Raw genomic sequence first — 18232 nt, 5'->3', positions numbered from 1 at the left:
TGCCGGGGCAGCCCCTTTGGCGAGGGCCTCCTGCTGGGAACGCTTGGCGCTGCTGAACAGCTCCTCCGGCGCCCGCTGGCGGGGCTTGGAGGCGGGTTCTTCCTCTTTCCCGCCGCGGATAGCCTCCGTTGGGGCGGGCCTTTCCTGCTGGGGGCGTTTGGCGCTGCTGAACAGCTCCTGAGCGGATTGAGGCGCCTTGGCTGGGGCTTCCTCTCCCTGGGCTCGGGCCGCCTTCTTCCGCTTGATTTCTTCGAGAATATCGTCAACGCTCTGGTTCTTGTCCATCTCAATTCTCTCCTTTGCTGTAGTTGCCGGGCTACTTTGCCTTGAGCCCCATCCGCTGGCGGGCGATCTCATAAATCACAATGCCGGCAGCCACCGACGCGTTGAGGGAGTTGATCTCCCCCCGCATGGGCAGCGCCACCGTAAAATCACAGCTTTCTTTGACCAGGCGGCTGACCCCCTGTCCCTCCGAGCCGATAATCAGGGCGACCCCGCCGGCGTAGTCCACCGAGCACCAGGGCTGGCCGTCCATATCGGCGCAATAAGCCCAGATGCCCTTCTTTTTCAGCTCTTCAATGGTGGACACCAGGTTGGATACCCGGGCCACTGGAAGGTGTTCCATCGCCCCAGCCGAAGTCTTGGACACAGTGGCGGTGAGCCCCACCCCCCGCCGCTTGGGGATAATGAGCCCATGGGCCCCGGCGGCTTCGGCGGTCCGCATAATGGCCCCCAGGTTGTGGGGGTCTTCGATTTCGTCGGCGATGATAATAAAGGGGGCTTCCTCCCCGGCGCGGGCTAGGATGTCCTCCACCGTGCTGTAGGTATAAGCCGCTGTAATGGCCGCCACTCCCTGGTGGTTGTTGGGCCCGCTCAAGGAGTCCAGCTTCAGGCCGTTGACCTCTTTGACCGGTATGCCCCTCTCTCGGGCCATAGCAGCTATGCGGGGGATGCTTCCCTTCATCTCCCCTTTTTGTATGTAAACCGTCTCCACTTCCCGACCGCTTTTGAGCAGTTCGGTCACCGCATTGCGGCCCAGGACCACGTCCTCCCGCAGCTGAAACTCTTTCTCCTCCCGCGGTTTGGGGGAGAATGGTTTTTGTTGTTCCCTCATGGTTCCTCCTATCGTCCGATGTGAACGGTATGTAAGGGGATCAGCTCCCCATTCTGTCAACGTTATTTCTGTCTAAGGCTGGGGATTCTTCCCCAGTGGCCGCCTTGCGACCATTGTACCACAAAGTCTGCACAGACCATAAGAATTGCGGAGCGGCTCTCGCCGCAAAGGGCTTCACCCTGCAAGCAATTCTTCGAATGTCACAGTTTCACTGTGGCTATTATACCATAAAGTCTGCACAGACCGGAAAAATTCCGATTGCCGCTTTGCGGCGGGAGGGCGCTCCGCCCGAGAGGGATTTCTTCCCCAATGATCGCTTTGCGATCATTGTACCACATTTTTCCCCTTAGAAAAACAGTTTTCTACATTCTTAAAAAAATGGCGGCAGCAGTCGCCCCCAGGGCAGCTGCGGAACCCAGCTTCAGCGCAGAGTACACCAGCGGCTTCTTCAGCCGGGCTGCAGCGGGCTTGTAGCTGATGCCAGAGAGATACTCTCGGGCTTTTGTTTTCAGCACGCCCTCGTCCCCATCGCTGTGGCCTGGACGGATGAACAAAATCGCCTTTTCAAAATATTGGTTCTCGGTCTCAAGAACCTCGATGATGCTTTTATTTACGCCTCTTAACATGGCTCCACCTCCGCTAGTTGAATGGGAAGCACGGCGGAAATCCTTCCCTTTCCTGCACCTGGCCGTGTTCCCTGGCAGTTGTTAGTGTGGACGCCATCCGGGACGATATACATTTTTTCCAGGTTGGGGTAATTTGCCTTGCCGGGAATAAGACATACCAAATCTTGTGTTTTTTGTAAAAAACGTGTCAATTCTGGCACAAGATGTGTTTGTCAAGAGGGTCATTTTCCTGATTTCCCCATTTTTTGCCGGAAAAAGGCAAAATCCCCTATGGATTATACTAATTGTAAAAATTTGCTTCCCTGAACTACCGGTGAAAAACTTGGGATAAGCCTGTGGAAAACTCTGTGGAAAGTGTGGAAAGATCAGATCATGCCCACCTTTTTGTTTTTTCTACCTTTGGGGAAAACACTCCCTGGGGCTTGTGCGAAAAAATTTTGTTACAAATAGTTTTATACAGCGGATTATTCAGACTTCCCGGCAGACAGCTTTTGGACAGCATTGGACACCGCCCCTTTCTCCTGTAAGGTCAGTGCATTTTTTCCTGCATTCCGGTAATCAAAGGAGGAGCAGAACGCCCCGATCTCCCCCTCCAATTTGGCCAGCGAGCGGTCCAATGCCTCGGCGGCCGCCTGGTGGAACTCCCGGCTACGACGGCCCTTCCCCGCCGTGAGGAGCAGCCATCCATGTTCTGGGCAAAGGCTGTCCAACTGGGCAAACACCTCCCGGAAGCGGGGATCCTCTGCCCAGCAGAGGGCTACATTCTCCGCCATGGCTGCCATCGACCGCTCCAGCTGCTGGCAGAGGTAGCATCCCCCCAACAGTCTATCCAATCGGGGGCCGCCAATCCGCTGGCTTCTCAGTTCCCGGCGCAGCTCCCCTACCCGCGTTTGAAGCAGAAGGGCAAAGGGGAGCTTTCCCTCCTGGCGGGCCAGCATCCCCATGTGACGGGGGCAGAAGCCCAACCGATTGGTCTCTTCCCGGATGGAGGGCTCCATCATGGCGGGGCCCAAAATGCCGCTCAGGGCCTGCTTCTCCAAGATTTGATAAATCCGGCAGAGGGGGCACCCCTCCCCCGAGCCAAATCCATCCCATACCGGGATGGTGTACAGCGTTTCCCTCATCCACAGCGCTCCTTTCGTTGTTCGTTGTTCTAAGTATATGGGAGTGACCAGTTCCTTGCAAGAACAAGCTCCCAAAATTGTCACAAAATAAAGTTATTTTTTCCCTTTTGCGACTATATTGTGTCCACAAAAATACAAAAATTCTATAAAAATTTTCTGATTTAGTCAATAATTGACAAAAAATTTTGTTTGCTTTTTTCTCTCACTGTGTTATTATGGGATACATTGGCTGTTGATCGTGGAGGGATAGAAATGAAGATTTTAGAGCGGGATGGAAACCTGGTTGTCTGCGGCGTGACCGACTTGGATTTAGCCCAAACGCTGGACTGCGGTCAATGCTTCCGATGGGAAGAACTGCCCGACGGTTCATTTTTCGGCGTCGCCTTAAACCGGCCTTGCCATCTTGCCATGGAGGGGGAAGAGCTCACCTTTTACAACTGCACCCGCGAGGAATACGACGCCTATTGGGAGCCCTACTTTGACCTGGGTACCGACTACACCGCGGTCAAAGAGGCCCTTTGCCTGGACCCCGTTTTAAAAAAAGCCATTGACTTCGCCCCCGGCATCCGGGTGCTGCGCCAGGACAGCTGGGAGGCCTTGTGCACCTTCATCCTCAGCCAGAATAACAACATCAAGCGGATCAAGGGAATTGTGGCCCGGCTGTGTGAAACCTTTGGGGAGCCTTTGGCCGGCGGCTGTTATGCCTTTCCCACACCTCAGCGGCTCGCCGCCCTGGAGCCGGAGGATCTGGCACCGCTGCGTTGTGGGTTCCGGGCCCGCTATGTCATCGACGCTGCCCGCCGGGTGTACGATGGCCGTGTGGACTTGGAATCCCTGAAAACCCTCCCCCTCCAAGAGGCAGAAGAGTCCCTGATGCAGATATTGGGGGTGGGGATCAAAGTGGCGGACTGTGCCCTCCTCTACGGCTGCGGGCGCACCGACTGCGTCCCGGTGGACGTGTGGATCCGCCGGGCTATGGAGGAGCTTTTCCCCGGCGGCCTGCCGGACTGCGCCCGACCCTACGCAGGCCTGGCACAACAATATCTCTTTCATTATGTACGCCTCTGCCCGGATGCCCTGCCCCAGCACCTCGCCCAAGATTCCACTGGAAAAAAGGCCCACAAGCCCCATCGGAAGGAGAAGGAACTGTAATGCAACTTTATTCCATTGGCGATACGGCACAAAAGTCCCGCACCACCATTGAAACACTGCGGCATTATGATCGCATTGGATTGCTAAAGCCCGCCTGTGTTGCCGCCGGTTCCGGATACCGGTATTATTCCAACCGGGAGCTGCTTACCTTGTTGATCATCCAATACTGCAAGCGCCACGGTGCCTCGTTAAAAGAGATCTCCGCGCTGCTGAGTCAAGAGGATCCAACTGTATTTCTCTCCTTTTTCCGGGAATCGGAGAAAAATATCGATGAGGAAATCGCCTTCCTCCAGGAGGAAAAGAACTGCTTCCGCGCCTTGCGCCGGGAATACGAGCTGCAAATGCAGCTGTTCAGCCACCCGGAGGAGCCCAGCTACAGCTTGAGCGAGACGCCAGTGCGGCATATTTTCCTCTCCAATTCCCTCAGCGATCCCACGCCGGAAAACTTCTGCCTTCTGGAAGAGGAAATCCGCCAGCGGGCCGCCTATCCCCGCAAGATGGTTCTAGACCAAGGCCTGCGGCGAATCACCTGGTTCACCCCTAAGGGGAAGAAATCCCGGCTGTTTTCCATCTGCCGCCATTACTCCCCGCTGGAGACAGAGGTGCGCGATCTCTCCCCCAGCCGGTATCTGATCCGCTCTTGTCCCAAGGACAAGCTGGAGGAAGCTTCCAAAGACCTTCTGCGGGTCGCCCAGGAAGAATACCAGTCCTCCCCAACCTTCTTGGTGCAGTCGGTGGTGTTCACCGGCGTATCCCGCTGGGATTACCGCCTTGAAGTCCCTTTGGACCGCCGCGGGCAGGATTTTTTCATCGAATAGCAGGATATAACCATTGGACAGGGCTTTCGCCCTGTCCATTTTGTTATCTCTCCGGATTTTAACCGGTGTTTTAGAAAGACAGGTGCAAAAAAGGCAGGGCCTGGCCCCGCCTTTTCTTTGACTATTCCGCTTTTTGGGGAAACAGGGCATCGCCGGTCAGCTCCCTGCCGTTGTAGAGGATGGAGCTCTCTTCCCCTATGTCCCAGGCACCGTCCCGTTCCTCGGGGAAAACATGGCGGTAGGTGAAGCCATGGTTGTCCAGCACCTCCACTACAAACTCCACCTGATCCCCTTCCGCCACGGGGATCGCGGTCTTCATCTTCGCTTCGGCCTCATAACTAATATCCCCCATGTCCTCGAAAGAGATGGGGGAAGACTGGACTGCCTCCCCGTTTTTTACCAAGGTCAACGTGCCGGAGACCGGATACTGATCCGGCCGGTCGTCATAAAACTTATCGTAGCAATGGATAAGGAAGTCCATATTCCACTCCGTTTTCGCCCCGCTGCGGCTGCTGCTGCCCGACCGGGAGATGCTGACTTCCATCAGGAACCGGTCCCGAACCGGTTCGTACCAAGGCAGGTACTCCACCGTCTTGACCCCGTTTTTCTCTACAATCATCTGCACCCGAAGCTGTTCGATCAGCGGAATGGAGGCAGTGGCGGTGTAGGTGAGGCCGTCCTCCGCCAGTGAGGCTGGCAGGGTCATGCTCCAATCCGGGTAGGCATCATCCAACAGGCGGACCGATACCACTGCCCCAGGGGTGACCTGTTTGGGGACAACTGCCAAATCCACAGTGGTAGTTGGCTCCTCCCCATCGGTGTTCAAGCTTCCGATGGCGATCCGGCCGTCAGCCAGCATCGACGCCTGCTGGTCCAAGATATTCTGCATCTGGGAAAGGCCGTTTTGAATCTCCCGCTGGGTCCTGCTGTCAAGCTGCCCCACTGTGTTCTGCATTTGGGTCATCCGATCATCCAGCCGGCGGATGGTGGTATGGGCCAACATCAAAGCCGCACCCAACAGGATGACCACCCCGATAAGGACGGTTTGCCGTTTTAATAATTTATCAAGTTTTTCTTCCATGGCGATTCCTCCTTCTCTCCATCTTTCCTCCACAATCTGTACAGACCGGAAAAATCCCGGTGCCGCTTTGCGCGGGAGGGCGGTCCCTCAAAATTGCGTGCCACTGTGTGGCTAAAAGCAATTTTGCGCATGTTACAAGCAGCGCTTGTAACAATGGACTGTGGATTTCTTCCCCAATGATCGCTTTTCGATTATTGTATCATAAAGGTGGGTTCCCCGCTAGAAAAACTGCCTCCCAATTGGGCTACCGGAAAAACATTGTTCAAAATGCCGATAATTTTCGGCAAAATTTTCTATCGAAACCATTGACAGAATAAAGCCCATTGAGTATGATAAAAGCGAAACATGAATATATATTCATATGTTCAGATTAAGCGGACACACAAGGAGGTACGCCATGAGCAAGGACATCTACCAAAGTATTGATGAAACCGAGGAAATCCTCTGTGAGGAATACCATCCCCACGAAAGCAGCATTCAGGCCGCCATCCAGGAGATGCCCAGCGACGACGAACTGTTCGACTTGGCGGAGACCTTTAAAATCTTCGGGGATTCCACCCGCATCCGCATCATCTGCGCCCTATTGCCTGGCGAGATGTGCGTCTGCGATCTGTCGGATCTGCTGGGGATCTCCCAATCAGCCATCAGCCACCAGCTGCGGCTGCTGCGGGCCAGCCGTCTGGTAAAAAACCGGCGGGAGGGCAAATCCATCTACTATTCTCTGGATGACCAGCACATTTATTCCATCATCAGCCAGGGCTTAAAACACATTAGAGAGGAAGATCATCATGAGCACTAAGGTATCTGAACAAGAAAACCAAGGCGTTTCGACCTGCTCCTGTGGACATTCCCATGAGGAAGAGAATGAGTTGACCGGCCACATCCACTGCACCTGCGGCTGTGAAGACGGTCACCATCACCACCATGAGCACAAGCACGAGCACGGCGAGTCCTGCTCCTGCGGCCATGACCACTCCCACGAAGATGAGGACGACAGCCTGACCGGCCACATCCACTGCACCTGCGGCTGTGAAGACGGCCACCATCACCACCATGAGCACAAGCACGAGCACGGCGAGTCCTGCTCCTGCGGCCATGACCACTCCCACGAAGATGAGGACGACAGCCTGACCGGCCACATCCACTGCACCTGCGGCTGTGAGGACGGCCACCATCACCACCATGAGCACAAGCACGAGCACGGCGAGTCCTGCTCCTGCGGCCATGACCACTCCCACGAAGATGAGGACGACAGCCTGACCGGCCACATCCACTGCACCTGCGGCTGTGAGGACGGCCACCATCACCACCATGAGCACAAGCACGAGCACGGCGAGTCCTGCTCCTGCGGCCATGACCACTCCCACGAAGATGAGGACGACAGCCTGACCGGCCACATCCACTGCACCTGCGGCTGTGAGGACGGCCACCATCACCACCATGAGCACAAGCACGAGCACGGCGAGTCCTGCTCCTGCGGCCATGACCACTCCCACGAAGATGAGGACGACAGCCTGACCGGCCACATCCACTGCACCTGCGGCTGTGAGGACGGCCACCATCACCACCATGAGCACAAGCACGAGCACGGCGAGTCCTGCTCCTGCGGCCATGACCACTCCCACGAAGATGAGGACGACAGCCTGACCGGCCACATCCACTGCACCTGCGGCTGTGAGGACGGCCACCATCACCACCATGAGCACAAGCACGAGCACGGCGAGTCCTGCTCCTGCGGCCATGACCACTCCCACGAAGATGAGGACGACAGCCTGACCGGCCACATCCACTGCACCTGCGGCTGTGAGGACGGCCACCATCACCACCATGAGCACAAGCACGAGCACGGCGAGTCCTGCTCCTGCGGCCATGACCACTCCCACGAAGATGAGGACGACAGCCTGACCGGCCACATCCACTGCACCTGCGGCTGTGAGGACGGCCACCATCACCACCATGAGCACAAGCACGAGCACGGCGAGTCCTGCTCCTGCGGCCATGACCACTCCCACGAAGATGAGGACGACAGCCTGACCGGCCACATCCACTGCACCTGCGGCTGTGAGGACGGCCACCATCACCACCATGAGCACAAGCACGAGCACGGCGAGTCCTGCTCCTGCGGCCATGACCACTCCCACGAAGATGAGGACGACAGCCTGACCGGCCACATCCACTGCACCTGCGGCTGTGAGGACGGCCACCATCACCACCATGAGCACAAGCACGAGCACGGCGAGTCCTGCTCCTGCGGCCATGACCACTCCCACGAAGATGAGGACGACAGCCTGACCGGCCACATCCACTGCACCTGCGGCTGTGAGGACGGCCACCATCACCACCATGAGCACAAGCACGAGCACGGCGAGTCCTGCTCCTGCGGCCATGACCACTCCCACGAAGATGAGGACGACAGCCTGACCGGCCACATCCACTGCACCTGCGGCTGTGAGGACGGCCACCATCACCACCATGAGCACAAGCACGAGCACGGCGAGTCCTGCTCCTGCGGCCATGACCACTCCCACGAAGATGAGGACGACAGCCTGACCGGCCACATCCACTGCACCTGCGGCTGTGAGGACGGCCACCATCACCACCATGAGCACAAGCACGAGCACGGCGAGTCCTGCTCCTGCGGCCATGACCACTCCCACGAAGATGAGGACGACAGCCTGACCGGCCACATCCACTGCACCTGCGGCTGTGAGGACGGCCACCATCACCACCATGAGCACAAGCACGAGCACGGCGAGTCCTGCTCCTGCGGCCATGACCACTCCCACGAAGATGAGGACGACAGCCTGACCGGCCACATCCACTGCACCTGCGGCTGTGAGGACGGCCACCATCACCACCATGAGCACAAGCACGAGCACGGCGAGTCCTGCTCCTGCGGCCATGACCACTCCCACGAAGATGAGGACGACAGCCTGACCGGCCACATCCACTGCACCTGCGGCTGTGAGGACGGCCACCATCACCACCATGAGCACAAGCACGAGCACGGCGAGTCCTGCTCCTGCGGCCATGACCACTCCCACGAAGATGAGGACGACAGCCTGACCGGCCACATCCACTGCACCTGCGGCTGTGAGGACGGCCACCATCACCACCATGAGCACAAGCACGAGCACGGCGAGTCCTGCTCCTGCGGCCATGACCACTCCCACGAAGATGAGGACGACAGCCTGACCGGCCACATCCACTGCACCTGCGGCTGTGAGGACGGCCACCATCACCACCATGAGCACAAGCACGAGCACGGCGAGTCCTGCTCCTGCGGCCATGACCACTCCCACGAAGATGAGGACGACAGCCTGACCGGCCACATCCACTGCACCTGCGGCTGTGAGGACGGCCACCATCACCACCATGAGCACAAGCACGAGCACGGCGAGTCCTGCTCCTGCGGCCATGACCACTCCCACGAAGATGAGGACGACAGCCTGACCGGCCACATCCACTGCACCTGCGGCTGTGAGGACGGCCACCATCACCACCATGAGCACAAGCACGAGCACGGCGAGTCCTGCTCCTGCGGCCATGACCACTCCCACGAAGATGAGGACGACAGCCTGACCGGCCACATCCACTGCACCTGCGGCTGTGAGGACGGCCACCATCACCACCATGAGCACAAGCACGAGCACGGCGAGTCCTGCTCCTGCGGCCATGACCACTCCCACGAAGATGAGGACGACAGCCTGACCGGCCACATCCACTGCACCTGCGGCTGTGAGGACGGCCACCATCACCACCATGAGCACAAGCACGAGCACGGCGAGTCCTGCTCCTGCGGCCATGACCACTCCCACGAAGATGAGGACGACAGCCTGACCGGCCACATCCACTGCACCTGCGGCTGTGAGGACGGCCACCATCACCACCATGAGCACAAGCACGAGCACGGCGAGTCCTGCTCCTGCGGCCATGACCACTCCCACGAAGATGAGGACGACAGCCTGACCGGCCACATCCACTGCACCTGCGGCTGTGAGGACGGCCACCATCACCACCATGAGCACAAGCACGAGCACGGCGAGTCCTGCTCCTNAGCACGGTGAGTCCTGCTCCTGCGGCCATGACCACTCCCACGAAGATGAGGACGACAGCCTGACCGGCCACATCCACTGCACCTGCGGCTGTGAGGACGGCCACCATCACCACCATGAGCACAAGCACGGTGAGTCCTGCTCCTGCGGCCATGACCACTCCCACGAAGATGAGGATGACAGCCTGACCGGCCACATCCACTGCACCTGCGGCTGTGAAGACGGCCACGACCACCATCATCCCCACGAGGATGACGACAGCATCACCGGACATGTGAAGTGCAGCTGTGGATGCGAGGACGGTCACGACCATCATCACCACCATCACTCCCACGACGACAGCATCACCGGACATGTAAAATGCAGCTGTGGCTGCGAAGATGGGCACGAGCACACCCATGAACACTCCCACTCCGCTGTAGCCACCGCGGAAAAGCCTGCATTGACCACAAAAAAAGAGTTCCACTTTATGGACCTCTATTACGATTACCCCGAGCGGATGGTGGCGGCAGCCGCAGTCATCTATTTGGCTGTGACCTTCCTGCCCCTGCCCCAAGTGGCAAAGCTCCCCTTGATGGTGCTGGCCACCCTGACCGCCGCTCTCCCCTTGCTGTGGGGCGGCGTCAAGAAGATCTGCCGACTGAAATTCGATGAGACCTCCCTGTTGACCATCGCGGTCATCGCCGCCTTCTTGATCGGCGAGTACTCTGAAGCGGTCATGGTCACCATCCTGTTCCGGGTGGGCAACCTGATTGAGGATTCTGCCATCGCCCGCAGCAAACGGGATATTGAAGCACTGACCAAGATCCGCCCCAACACCGCCAACCTGGTCCGGCCGGACGGCTCGGTGGTTGCCGTGGCTGCCAAGAGCGTGAAGATCGGCTCCACCATCGTAGTCAAACCCGGCGAAAAGGTGCCTGTCGACTGTGTCATCCTGGAGGGCGGTTCCGCTATGGACACCTCGGCCCTCACCGGCGAAAGCCTGACCCGCAACGTGGAAAAAGGCGATACCCTCCTCTCTGGTATGGTCAATGTGGACGGCATGCTGACCTGTAAGACCACCGCCAGCTTCCACGATTCCGCCGCCAGCCGCATCATCCAGATGGTTAAGGATTCCACTGCCAAAAAGGGCAAAACCGAGAACTTCATCTCCCGGTTTGCCAAGGTCTACACCCCCTTTATCATCTTTGCCGCCGCGGCGCTGGCCTTCCTGCCCCCGCTGCTGGGCATGGGCGAGCTCTCCATGTGGGTGGGCCGTTCCCTGGTGTTCCTAGTGGCCTCCTGCCCCTGCGCCCTGGTCATCTCCATCCCTCTGTCCTTCTTCGCCGGCATCGGCGCCAACTCCAAAATCGGCGTACTGGTCAAAGGCTCCAAATACATTGAAACTCTGTCCAAAGCCAACTGTGTGGTCTTTGACAAAACCGGCACCCTTACCAGCGGCAAGCTGTCGGTCACCTCGGTGGTGTCCTGCTCCGACCTGTCAGAAGAGGAAGTCGCTGAGCTGGCTGCCATCGCCGAAAGCTACTCCAACCATCCCATGGCCCAGGCCGTGGTGGCCAACCACCCCAATGTGGACCTCTCCGGCGTCAGCGATTACAGCGAGATCACCGGCAAAGGCGTCTCCCTCAAGAGAAACGGCCAGGATGTCCTCTGCGGCTCCCACCGTCTCATGGAGGACAACGGGGTGGACATCTCCGGCCAGCCGGAAGCCAACATCTATCTGGCGGTCTCCGGTAAGCTGGTGGGCTATATCACCCTGTTTGACAACCCCCGAGAGGATGCCAAGGAGACCATCCAGAACCTGAAGAAACTGGGTGTTTCCAACACCGTGATGCTGACCGGCGACTCGGCCTACGCCGCCGGCAAAGTCCAGGAGATGGTCGGCATCGACAAGGTTTACGCCGAACTGCTCCCCGAGGACAAAGTCTCCCATCTGGAAAAAATCAAAAACGAGAATGGTGTCACCCTCTTTGTGGGCGACGGCATCAACGACGCTCCAGTTCTCGCCATGGCCGATGTGGGCGTGGCAATGGGCTTCGGCACCGATGCCGCCATCGAGGCCGCAGATGTGGTCCTCTTATCCGACAAGCCCTCCAGCCTGCCCCGCTGCATTGAGATCTGCCGCCGCAATATGTCCATCGCCAAATTCAACATCGTCTTCGCCCTTAGTGTCAAAGCTGTTGTGCTAGCCTTGGGTGCCCTGGGCATGGCCCAGATGTGGATGGCTGTTGTGGCCGACGTAGGTGTCAGTGTCTGCGCAGTGCTCAACGCGACCCGCATTATGCGCGTCAAACAATAACCCTTTGTCTCCCCTTTTTCCTTTATAAAAGGCCCTCCGGCAGATACCGGAGGGCCTTTTCCTATTTCTGTTGTATTCCATGGAGCCCTAAAGGGAATCCACGCAAAACCGGGGCTACCCGGCATCGCGGCCGCACTTTGAATAGGGAACGCAGAAAACTCCCACCGCTCCGCCTCCCCTTGGGGAATGGCCATCCCCTGGCACCGGGGCTGCTCCTGGGGCAACCCGTCGATCGAAAATAGTTTCCGTCCCTTTTGTGGCATAAGATCCCCCTCCTTCCCCTCGCAAAAATTCCTATCCTTGTTCCTCTGGGCGCAGAGGTTCCTGGAGCGTCGGGGTCTTGGGCGCATCCTCCCCAGAGGGCTGGTCTAGGATGGCCGCCTCCCCCTTCGGCCCCACGGCGATGGGGTAGCTTTTTCCCGTGGCCGGGTCGACCGCCTCAAAGGTGCGGTAGGAGCCGCCGCCCATGGCGTCCAGTTCCCCCAGCAGCTTGACCGACTCATACCGGCAGATGCTCTCCCCCAGCTTTTTCGGTACCGTTTGAAACAGAATCTTGGGGAGAATCGTGTTGACCATCAGCACAAAGACAAGGGCGGCTAGGACCGGGTTGGCATAGAACAGATTTTTTACAAAGTCCGCCGCCCGTTCATTGAGGTGGAAGGGGTCGGTAAGCAGCTCGCAGCAATGGGTGAAAATCGCCTCATATTCCATATTCTCCACTGGCTGGGGAACATCGTCCTCCCAGGCGCCGTCAAACATCCCCCAGCGGCGTTGGGCATAGCCGGAGAATGCCTGGCCCACCGCCTCCACTTGGAGGGCATTCTGTTCCCACCAGGCGGGCTCCAAAGCGCGCAGTAGCCCTCCGGCGGCAGCGGCAGCGTCAAAAATGCCAGGCAGATCCTGTCCCCAGAGCCGGGAGACACGGGAAGCCTCTTCCAGCGCCTGCTGTAGCCCGCCTATATCCTTTGCTGCAGAGAACGCGGAATTTGCGGAGCGAAGGGCTCTCTCCATTCCGGATATAGGGTGATTGATCTCCCAATTCCTCTGCCACTCCAGCGCGGGCTCTATCCCCTGGAGAACCTGCGCCAAATTCTCCTGAGCCAGGAAGTTCCCCATTGGCAGAGAATCCGCCAGCCCAGCGGCGGCGCTGGATAAGCCAGCTGTCCCCCAATGGGTTTGCTGAGCAAACGCCTCCCCCACACCCAGTAAAATCTGGCTGATTCCGCTGTGGGGGAAGTTGTCCTGTATCCGCAGTGAATCCTCCCACGCGGAAAAAAGGGACGTGTCAAAGACCTGGAATGCCGCAGAAGAAAGCGCCCGCTGGGCTGTGTCCATTGCTTCCAGCGCGCCTTGGAGCCGCAGAGATTGTTTTAATGTCGCCATGGGACCCTCCCCTTTCCCCTTGATTATAGCCTAAATTTTGGTAAACGAAAAGACGGGTTTCCAGCTGGTTTTCCCCATGCTCTCTGCCCATTTTCAAAAAACTGTTTTAAGAGGAAGGAAAACAAAATATCTTCGAGAATTTGTCGAAAAACACTATTGAATGGCGAACTGATGTTCGATATAATAAAAATAAGCTATCATGTCGAAAAGGGAGGCATGGGGATGGTATGTCAGCAGTTGCAGCATTGGCTCCAAGCAGCCCACCGGCTGGTAGAGGAATGGGACACCCCTGAAATGGTGGCAAAGCGGGCAGGCAAACAAGAAATTCAGCTGTACCAGGTGTTCCATTCCCTGAGTGGGGAACGGATTCTTGTAGAGGCAAACAGCATCGACGCCGCCAGGCTGCGGGCCGGGTTGGCTGTGGGTCTCACCGCCCAACAGGCCAGGCGGGAGATGATCGCCTACCGCCTCCCCAAAATGGATTGAGACGGCGTGACTCCCCCCCTACTTTGCCAGAACAGCAGCGTTTTCCTGCTCTTTCAAGTAGGTCACCAAATAGTAGATCAACTCATTGGGCAAAGGCTTTTCCACCAAACGCCGGCCGGCGATTTCCTGAAGAAAGATTTTATCTCCGTGTACCCAGATGTCTTCCACCGTCCTGGCAATGGATCGGGTCACTGCATCTGGGGTGGTGTCAAACTTCTCCGCCACTTTGCTGTAAATCTCGTTGATCAATTTGCGGAAGGGGAACTCCTCCATCTCCAGAAGGAGTTCCAGTGCATAAGCGAGGTAACGGTATCCCGCATTGGTGGAATTCCCTCCAATTCTGCGCAATGTTCGTTCGATGTGATTCATGATGCGTCATCCTTTCGTTGTATGGGTTAACGCCAGAATACCGTAATTTCCGCATATTGGTGAAAATCAGTCAAAACAAGTCATTATTTGACCACAAAATTGTAGGGAATTAAGAAGAATCAAAAGTTTTTCGAAGAATTCCCCCAATCATTCTACAATCCGGTAAATGCTATAAAATAACAGAAAAATCAATAGGAGCCCGTCCCTTTTCTATAGAAAAAATTTGATGCCAGAACACTGGATTTTTTGGAAATTCTCTTGACTATTGGGCAATACTATGGTAGTATAACTATTGTCGCTATATGGAGAGGTGTCCGAGCGGTTTAAGGAGCTGGTCTTGAAAACCAGTGACTCGTCGAGAGCCGTGGGTTCGAATCCCACCCTCTCCGCCAAATTCTCCATGGCATACAATTCAATAACTGGAATGGCAAGTCACTATGGAGATGTACTCAAGTTGGTGACGAGGCGCCCCTGCTAAGGGCGTAGGTCGGGAAACCGGCGCGAGGGTTCGAGTCCCTCCATCTCCGCCAAACCTGCGGTCAGCAATTCGCGACCGCAGGTTTTTTCTATTTTAAAGTTTTGTGCCCGTGCCCAAACGGTATCTATTTTGTAACAGTTATATAATCATATCCACAGCATTCTGTGCAAACGATGTTGTGGTCATAAGGAAGAGGTCCTGTTAAAGCAGACCTTTTCCTTTTTTCAATCCTTATAACTCGCCTGCTATCTAGGATGCTTTAACTGACACAAACCAATATCAAGGGAAAACCCCCGGCCAGGTTCTATCGCCTGACTGGGGGTTTTCCCTTTTTGTGCCTATTCCCTCTCTGTGGCGGTCTTGTTATGCTTTTTAACTAAGAGACAATCTTATTATATTCTTCTTTCATATTTTGTCGAAATTTGTATCAACAGAATCTATATGCCTCGGCTTTCCATTGGATTAATCAATTGGAAATATTCAGTCTTGTAAGATAGAATATAAAAAGTTACAAAAAATAAGGAGGGCTCAATATGGATGGGCAACAGGATATTACCAAACGAGCATACGCACTGTTAGATCTTGACCGGCGTATCGTCGGAGTCCAGTTTATCTACGAAAAAGAAAGGTTTGACTGCATAGACGCTATTGAGCCGCTCCGCCCCATGTATTACTGCCAGGCTGTAGCCTCTGCCAGCAGCGGAAACCGGATTAAGCTTACCAAAGATACCTCAGGCTGTAGCGGTTCTTCCAGGGCTTTGGGGTTCGTACCACCTGCTCCACAATACTATACCGGTGAATCGGGTATGGCCCTGGGCCTCTATGAAAACCAGCAGGTTGCCAAGTCAGTAGCTTTGAAATTTGCCATTCTAAACCGCCCGCTCTACGGAATTGTCATCATGCCGCTAGAGTGTTTTGAAGAAGAACCCGACGTGGTGCTGTTTATAACAAATACCAGGGAAGCTATGAGAATTGTCCAGGGTTATACCTGCACCTACGGACTACAGAATAATTTCTGCATGAGCGGGAACCAAGCAGTCTGTGTGGAGTGCACCAATTACCCTTATATCAACCAGTGTATTAACCTTTCCGTGTTCTGTGCTGGTACTCGCTACCGGACAAATTGGAAGGAGAGTGAGGTCGCCATTGGGGTTGCCTACAGCAAATTTGCCGGTTTGGTGCGGGGAATACAAAACACAGTCAACGCCATTGAGCGCAATCGCCGAAAGGCGGAGATAGAACGGGACCTTCGCCGGGACTCCCTCTACGACCTGGATATCCAGTATGGGCGCACCTACTTTTTAAAAAACGATCGGTCTTCAAAGGAGTAATGGATATGGCCACAAACAGAGGGAGACGAAATCGGGCGGCAGTGACGGCAGGTGTGCGGTATGCTATTATTTTCGCCCTCTTGGCTCTTTGGGAATACAATACTCGCATTGGTGTATTGAACCCTTTTTACACAAGCTACCCCAGCGCAATATTGGCGGATTTGTATGAGTTTACCATGAGCGGTGAACTGGCCCACCATGCTTCCATTACCATTGGAGAAGCTTTGTCCGGGTTGTTTTTTGGTACCGCATTCGGAGTTGGGTTCGGAGTGCTGTTTAGCCAAATCAAATTTTTAGGCAGCGTGATAACCCCTATCCTGACAGCTATTGCCGGAATTCCCCAGCTTACTCTATCGCCTCTTTACATTCTATGGTTTGGGTTTGGATTTAAGTCCAAGGTAATCCTCGCCGGGATGATGGTGTTTTTTGGTGTGTTCGGCTCCACCTATAACGCCATTAAAAACCTGGATCAGCGCTGGATTGAAGCATCTAGCTTGTTGGGGGCAAATGCATTCCAAACACTGACCTTAGTGGTTATTCCCGCTTGCGCCCCCTGGATCATCTCCAGCATCCGGAGCGGGATTGGCTCGTGCATGGTAGGCGCCATCATGGGGGAATACATCGGAGCCTCCGGTGGCTTTGGATGGATGATATCCTTTGCTGCCTCCTACTTTGACCTCGATCGCGTTTTGGCCTGCGTCTTGATCTTATTGGTTTTTAACCGCACTCTCAACTGGGTTCTCGACCGTTTGGAAGGGCGGATCCTCCACTGGAGGACGGAGAGCAACCTTTCCTTAAAAACGGCAGCCGATTAAAACAAATGAAAGAAGAGGGAAACATGATGAAAAAACGTATCTCCATTTTGCTGGCAGCTGTGCTGATGTTCTCAGCTTTGTTCGCCGGCTGCGGCAACACCACAAACCAAAACAGCACCCCCTCCGGCAGTTCTTCCTCCACTGGGGAACTGCAAAAGGTCGTTGTCACCGAATTCCGCGGCGTAAGCTGGACCCCTATGTACCTGGCTTACCAGCTGGGTTACTATGAGGAGGAGGGCCTGGACGTCCAGCTCCTTCGCATCGACGATGGCCCCAACTGCTTCAAAAGCATGCACACTGGGGATTCCCAGTTCTGCATCCTGTCTCAAGAGGTCTCGCTGAAAGCCCAAGAGCAGAACCAGCGCTCCACTGTTATCGCCACCATGCTGGACACCCGCTATTACTCCTTTGTCAGCACCTCCGATATTGAAAAGGTGGAAGATTTGAAGGGCAAAACCGTCTTTGCAAGCACCCCTGGCTCCGCCCCCTACACCTTCTGTGTCGCCATTTTGGAGGAAGCCGGCCTGGAAGTCGGTAAGGATGTCACTCTGGTCAATTTGAACAAGGGTGCGGTTGTCGCTGCACTGCAGAAGAATGAAATCCAGGCTGCGTTCATCAATGCAGACAACTACAAAGAGGCCGATGAGGTGGAGGGCATCCGCTATCTGGTGGATACCCGCAGACCGGAGGACGCTGCCCGCTATCTGAAGAGCGATTCCTTCCCTGCCGAGGTCATTCTCTGCACCGAAGCCTATAAAAACGAGAATCCCGAGATCGTCCAAGCATTTGTCAACGCCACCTGCAAGGGGCTTGACTGGCTCCAGAACCACACCTCCCAAGAGGCGGCCGAAGTCCTCGCGGAGCTGTTCCCCGGCATGGCCACCGAAGATCTTGCCGATAAAATTGAAATTATGCGCGGCGCATTCAGCAAGAATGGCTATGTGAGCGAGGAAGGGCAAAACGCCGTGGTAGATTTTGCCAAACGTTCCGGCATCATCACCTCAGACCTATCCTACGAAGACACAGTAGACATGAGCTTTGTGGAAAAAGCCATCGAAAACGGCTACGCCCAGGCAAACTAGCCTCAGCTCTCCAACCGGG

16 protein-coding genes and 2 tRNA genes are annotated in these 18232 nt (G+C 56.0%); 10 read left to right on the top strand and 8 right to left on the bottom strand.

Annotation, left to right across the window (positions count from 1 at the left end):
* The 4 genes from BQ5353_RS13080 to BQ5353_RS10005 all read right to left on the bottom strand — a co-directional run.
* The coding region (locus tag BQ5353_RS13080) for a hypothetical protein (RefSeq protein WP_204211304.1) at nucleotides 1–285 on the bottom strand (285 nt) is incomplete at its 3' end.
* A 31-nt stretch (nucleotides 286–316) separates the two neighbouring features.
* Nucleotides 317–1114, bottom strand: coding sequence for a 23S rRNA (guanosine(2251)-2'-O)-methyltransferase RlmB (rlmB, locus tag BQ5353_RS10015; RefSeq protein ID WP_054331578.1), 798 nt, complete (start codon nucleotides 1112–1114; stop codon nucleotides 317–319).
* Between the two features lie 362 nt (nucleotides 1115–1476).
* The gene (locus tag BQ5353_RS10010; protein WP_054331577.1) at nucleotides 1477–1740 is read right to left on the bottom strand and encodes a hypothetical protein; all 264 of its coding nucleotides are present in this window, start codon (nucleotides 1738–1740) and stop codon (nucleotides 1477–1479) included.
* 464 nt (nucleotides 1741–2204) lie between these two features.
* Nucleotides 2205–2864, bottom strand: coding sequence for a DUF6062 family protein (locus BQ5353_RS10005; RefSeq protein ID WP_071428098.1), 660 nt, complete (start codon nucleotides 2862–2864; stop codon nucleotides 2205–2207).
* 252 nt (nucleotides 2865–3116) lie between these two features.
* Here BQ5353_RS10005 and BQ5353_RS10000 point away from each other — a divergent pair, with 252 nt between their 5' ends.
* On the top strand, nucleotides 3117–4016 hold the full coding sequence (locus BQ5353_RS10000) for a DNA-3-methyladenine glycosylase family protein (protein WP_071428096.1): 900 nt from the start codon (nucleotides 3117–3119) through the stop codon (nucleotides 4014–4016).
* On the top strand, nucleotides 4016–4834 hold the full coding sequence (locus BQ5353_RS09995; RefSeq protein WP_054331575.1) for a MerR family transcriptional regulator: 819 nt from the start codon (nucleotides 4016–4018) through the stop codon (nucleotides 4832–4834). Before BQ5353_RS10000 ends, BQ5353_RS09995 begins: the two co-directional genes overlap by 1 nt.
* Before the next feature lie 121 nt (nucleotides 4835–4955).
* Here BQ5353_RS09995 and BQ5353_RS09990 read toward each other — a convergent pair whose 3' ends face one another.
* Nucleotides 4956–5915 (bottom strand): hypothetical protein, encoded by a 960-nt coding sequence (locus BQ5353_RS09990; protein WP_054331574.1) that lies wholly within the window; start codon nucleotides 5913–5915, stop codon nucleotides 4956–4958.
* 397 nt (nucleotides 5916–6312) lie between these two features.
* Here BQ5353_RS09990 and BQ5353_RS09985 point away from each other — a divergent pair, with 397 nt between their 5' ends.
* Entirely contained in the window at nucleotides 6313–6714 is a 402-nt protein-coding gene (locus BQ5353_RS09985) for an ArsR/SmtB family transcription factor (protein ID WP_054331573.1), read from the top strand.
* On the opposite strand, the gene BQ5353_RS13420 is transcribed toward BQ5353_RS09985, so the two are convergent.
* Nucleotides 6686–9955 carry a hypothetical protein gene (locus tag BQ5353_RS13420; RefSeq protein ID WP_143117215.1) on the bottom strand — a complete coding sequence of 1090 codons (3270 nt, stop codon included), beginning with the start codon at nucleotides 9953–9955 and terminating at the stop codon, nucleotides 6686–6688. The genes BQ5353_RS09985 and BQ5353_RS13420 overlap by 29 nt on opposite strands.
* On the opposite strand from BQ5353_RS13420, the gene BQ5353_RS09975 reads away from it, so the two are divergent.
* Complete coding sequence (locus BQ5353_RS09975) at nucleotides 9936–12269, top strand: heavy metal translocating P-type ATPase (protein ID WP_233424515.1); 2334 nt, start codon at nucleotides 9936–9938, stop codon at nucleotides 12267–12269. The genes BQ5353_RS13420 and BQ5353_RS09975 overlap by 20 nt on opposite strands.
* 294 nt (nucleotides 12270–12563) lie before the next feature.
* Here the strand turns inward: BQ5353_RS09975 and BQ5353_RS09970 are convergent, their stop codons facing one another.
* Nucleotides 12564–13652, bottom strand: coding sequence for a hypothetical protein (locus tag BQ5353_RS09970; RefSeq protein WP_071428092.1), 1089 nt, complete (start codon nucleotides 13650–13652; stop codon nucleotides 12564–12566).
* Nucleotides 13653–13874: 222 nt separating this feature from the next.
* Here BQ5353_RS09970 and BQ5353_RS09965 point away from each other — a divergent pair, with 222 nt between their 5' ends.
* Nucleotides 13875–14138 carry a hypothetical protein gene (locus tag BQ5353_RS09965; RefSeq protein ID WP_054331569.1) on the top strand — a complete coding sequence of 88 codons (264 nt, stop codon included), beginning with the start codon at nucleotides 13875–13877 and terminating at the stop codon, nucleotides 14136–14138.
* 18 nt (nucleotides 14139–14156) lie between these two features.
* Here BQ5353_RS09965 and BQ5353_RS09960 read toward each other — a convergent pair whose 3' ends face one another.
* Nucleotides 14157–14507: a sporulation initiation factor Spo0A C-terminal domain-containing protein gene (locus BQ5353_RS09960; protein ID WP_054331568.1), complete on the bottom strand. Its 351-nt coding sequence runs from the start codon at nucleotides 14505–14507 to the stop codon at nucleotides 14157–14159.
* A gap of 304 nt (nucleotides 14508–14811) precedes the next feature.
* Here BQ5353_RS09960 and BQ5353_RS09955 point away from each other — a divergent pair.
* The 5 genes from BQ5353_RS09955 to BQ5353_RS09935 all read left to right on the top strand — a co-directional run bounded on the left by BQ5353_RS09955 (nucleotide 14812) and on the right by BQ5353_RS09935 (nucleotide 18213).
* Nucleotides 14812–14899: transfer RNA gene (locus BQ5353_RS09955), tRNA-Ser, on the top strand.
* Between the two features lie 47 nt (nucleotides 14900–14946).
* Nucleotides 14947–15037, top strand: a tRNA-Ser gene (locus BQ5353_RS09950).
* Nucleotides 15038–15518: 481 nt separating this feature from the next.
* Nucleotides 15519–16316: a DUF169 domain-containing protein gene (locus BQ5353_RS09945; RefSeq protein WP_071428090.1), complete on the top strand. Its 798-nt coding sequence runs from the start codon at nucleotides 15519–15521 to the stop codon at nucleotides 16314–16316.
* Between the two features lie 5 nt (nucleotides 16317–16321).
* Nucleotides 16322–17131 (top strand): ABC transporter permease, encoded by an 810-nt coding sequence (locus BQ5353_RS09940; RefSeq protein ID WP_071428088.1) that lies wholly within the window; start codon nucleotides 16322–16324, stop codon nucleotides 17129–17131.
* A gap of 23 nt (nucleotides 17132–17154) precedes the next feature.
* Nucleotides 17155–18213 carry an ABC transporter substrate-binding protein gene (locus BQ5353_RS09935; RefSeq protein WP_162273132.1) on the top strand — a complete coding sequence of 353 codons (1059 nt, stop codon included), beginning with the start codon at nucleotides 17155–17157 and terminating at the stop codon, nucleotides 18211–18213.
* Nucleotides 18214–18232: the final 19 nt, after the last annotated feature.

Origin of the sequence: Merdimmobilis hominis, assembly GCF_900104615.1 — a bacterium.
GTDB lineage: Bacteria > Bacillota > Clostridia > Oscillospirales > Ruminococcaceae > Merdimmobilis > Merdimmobilis hominis.
The sequence above is the reverse complement of the archived record's forward strand: the minus strand, read 5'-3'. Positions and strand labels throughout refer to the sequence as shown.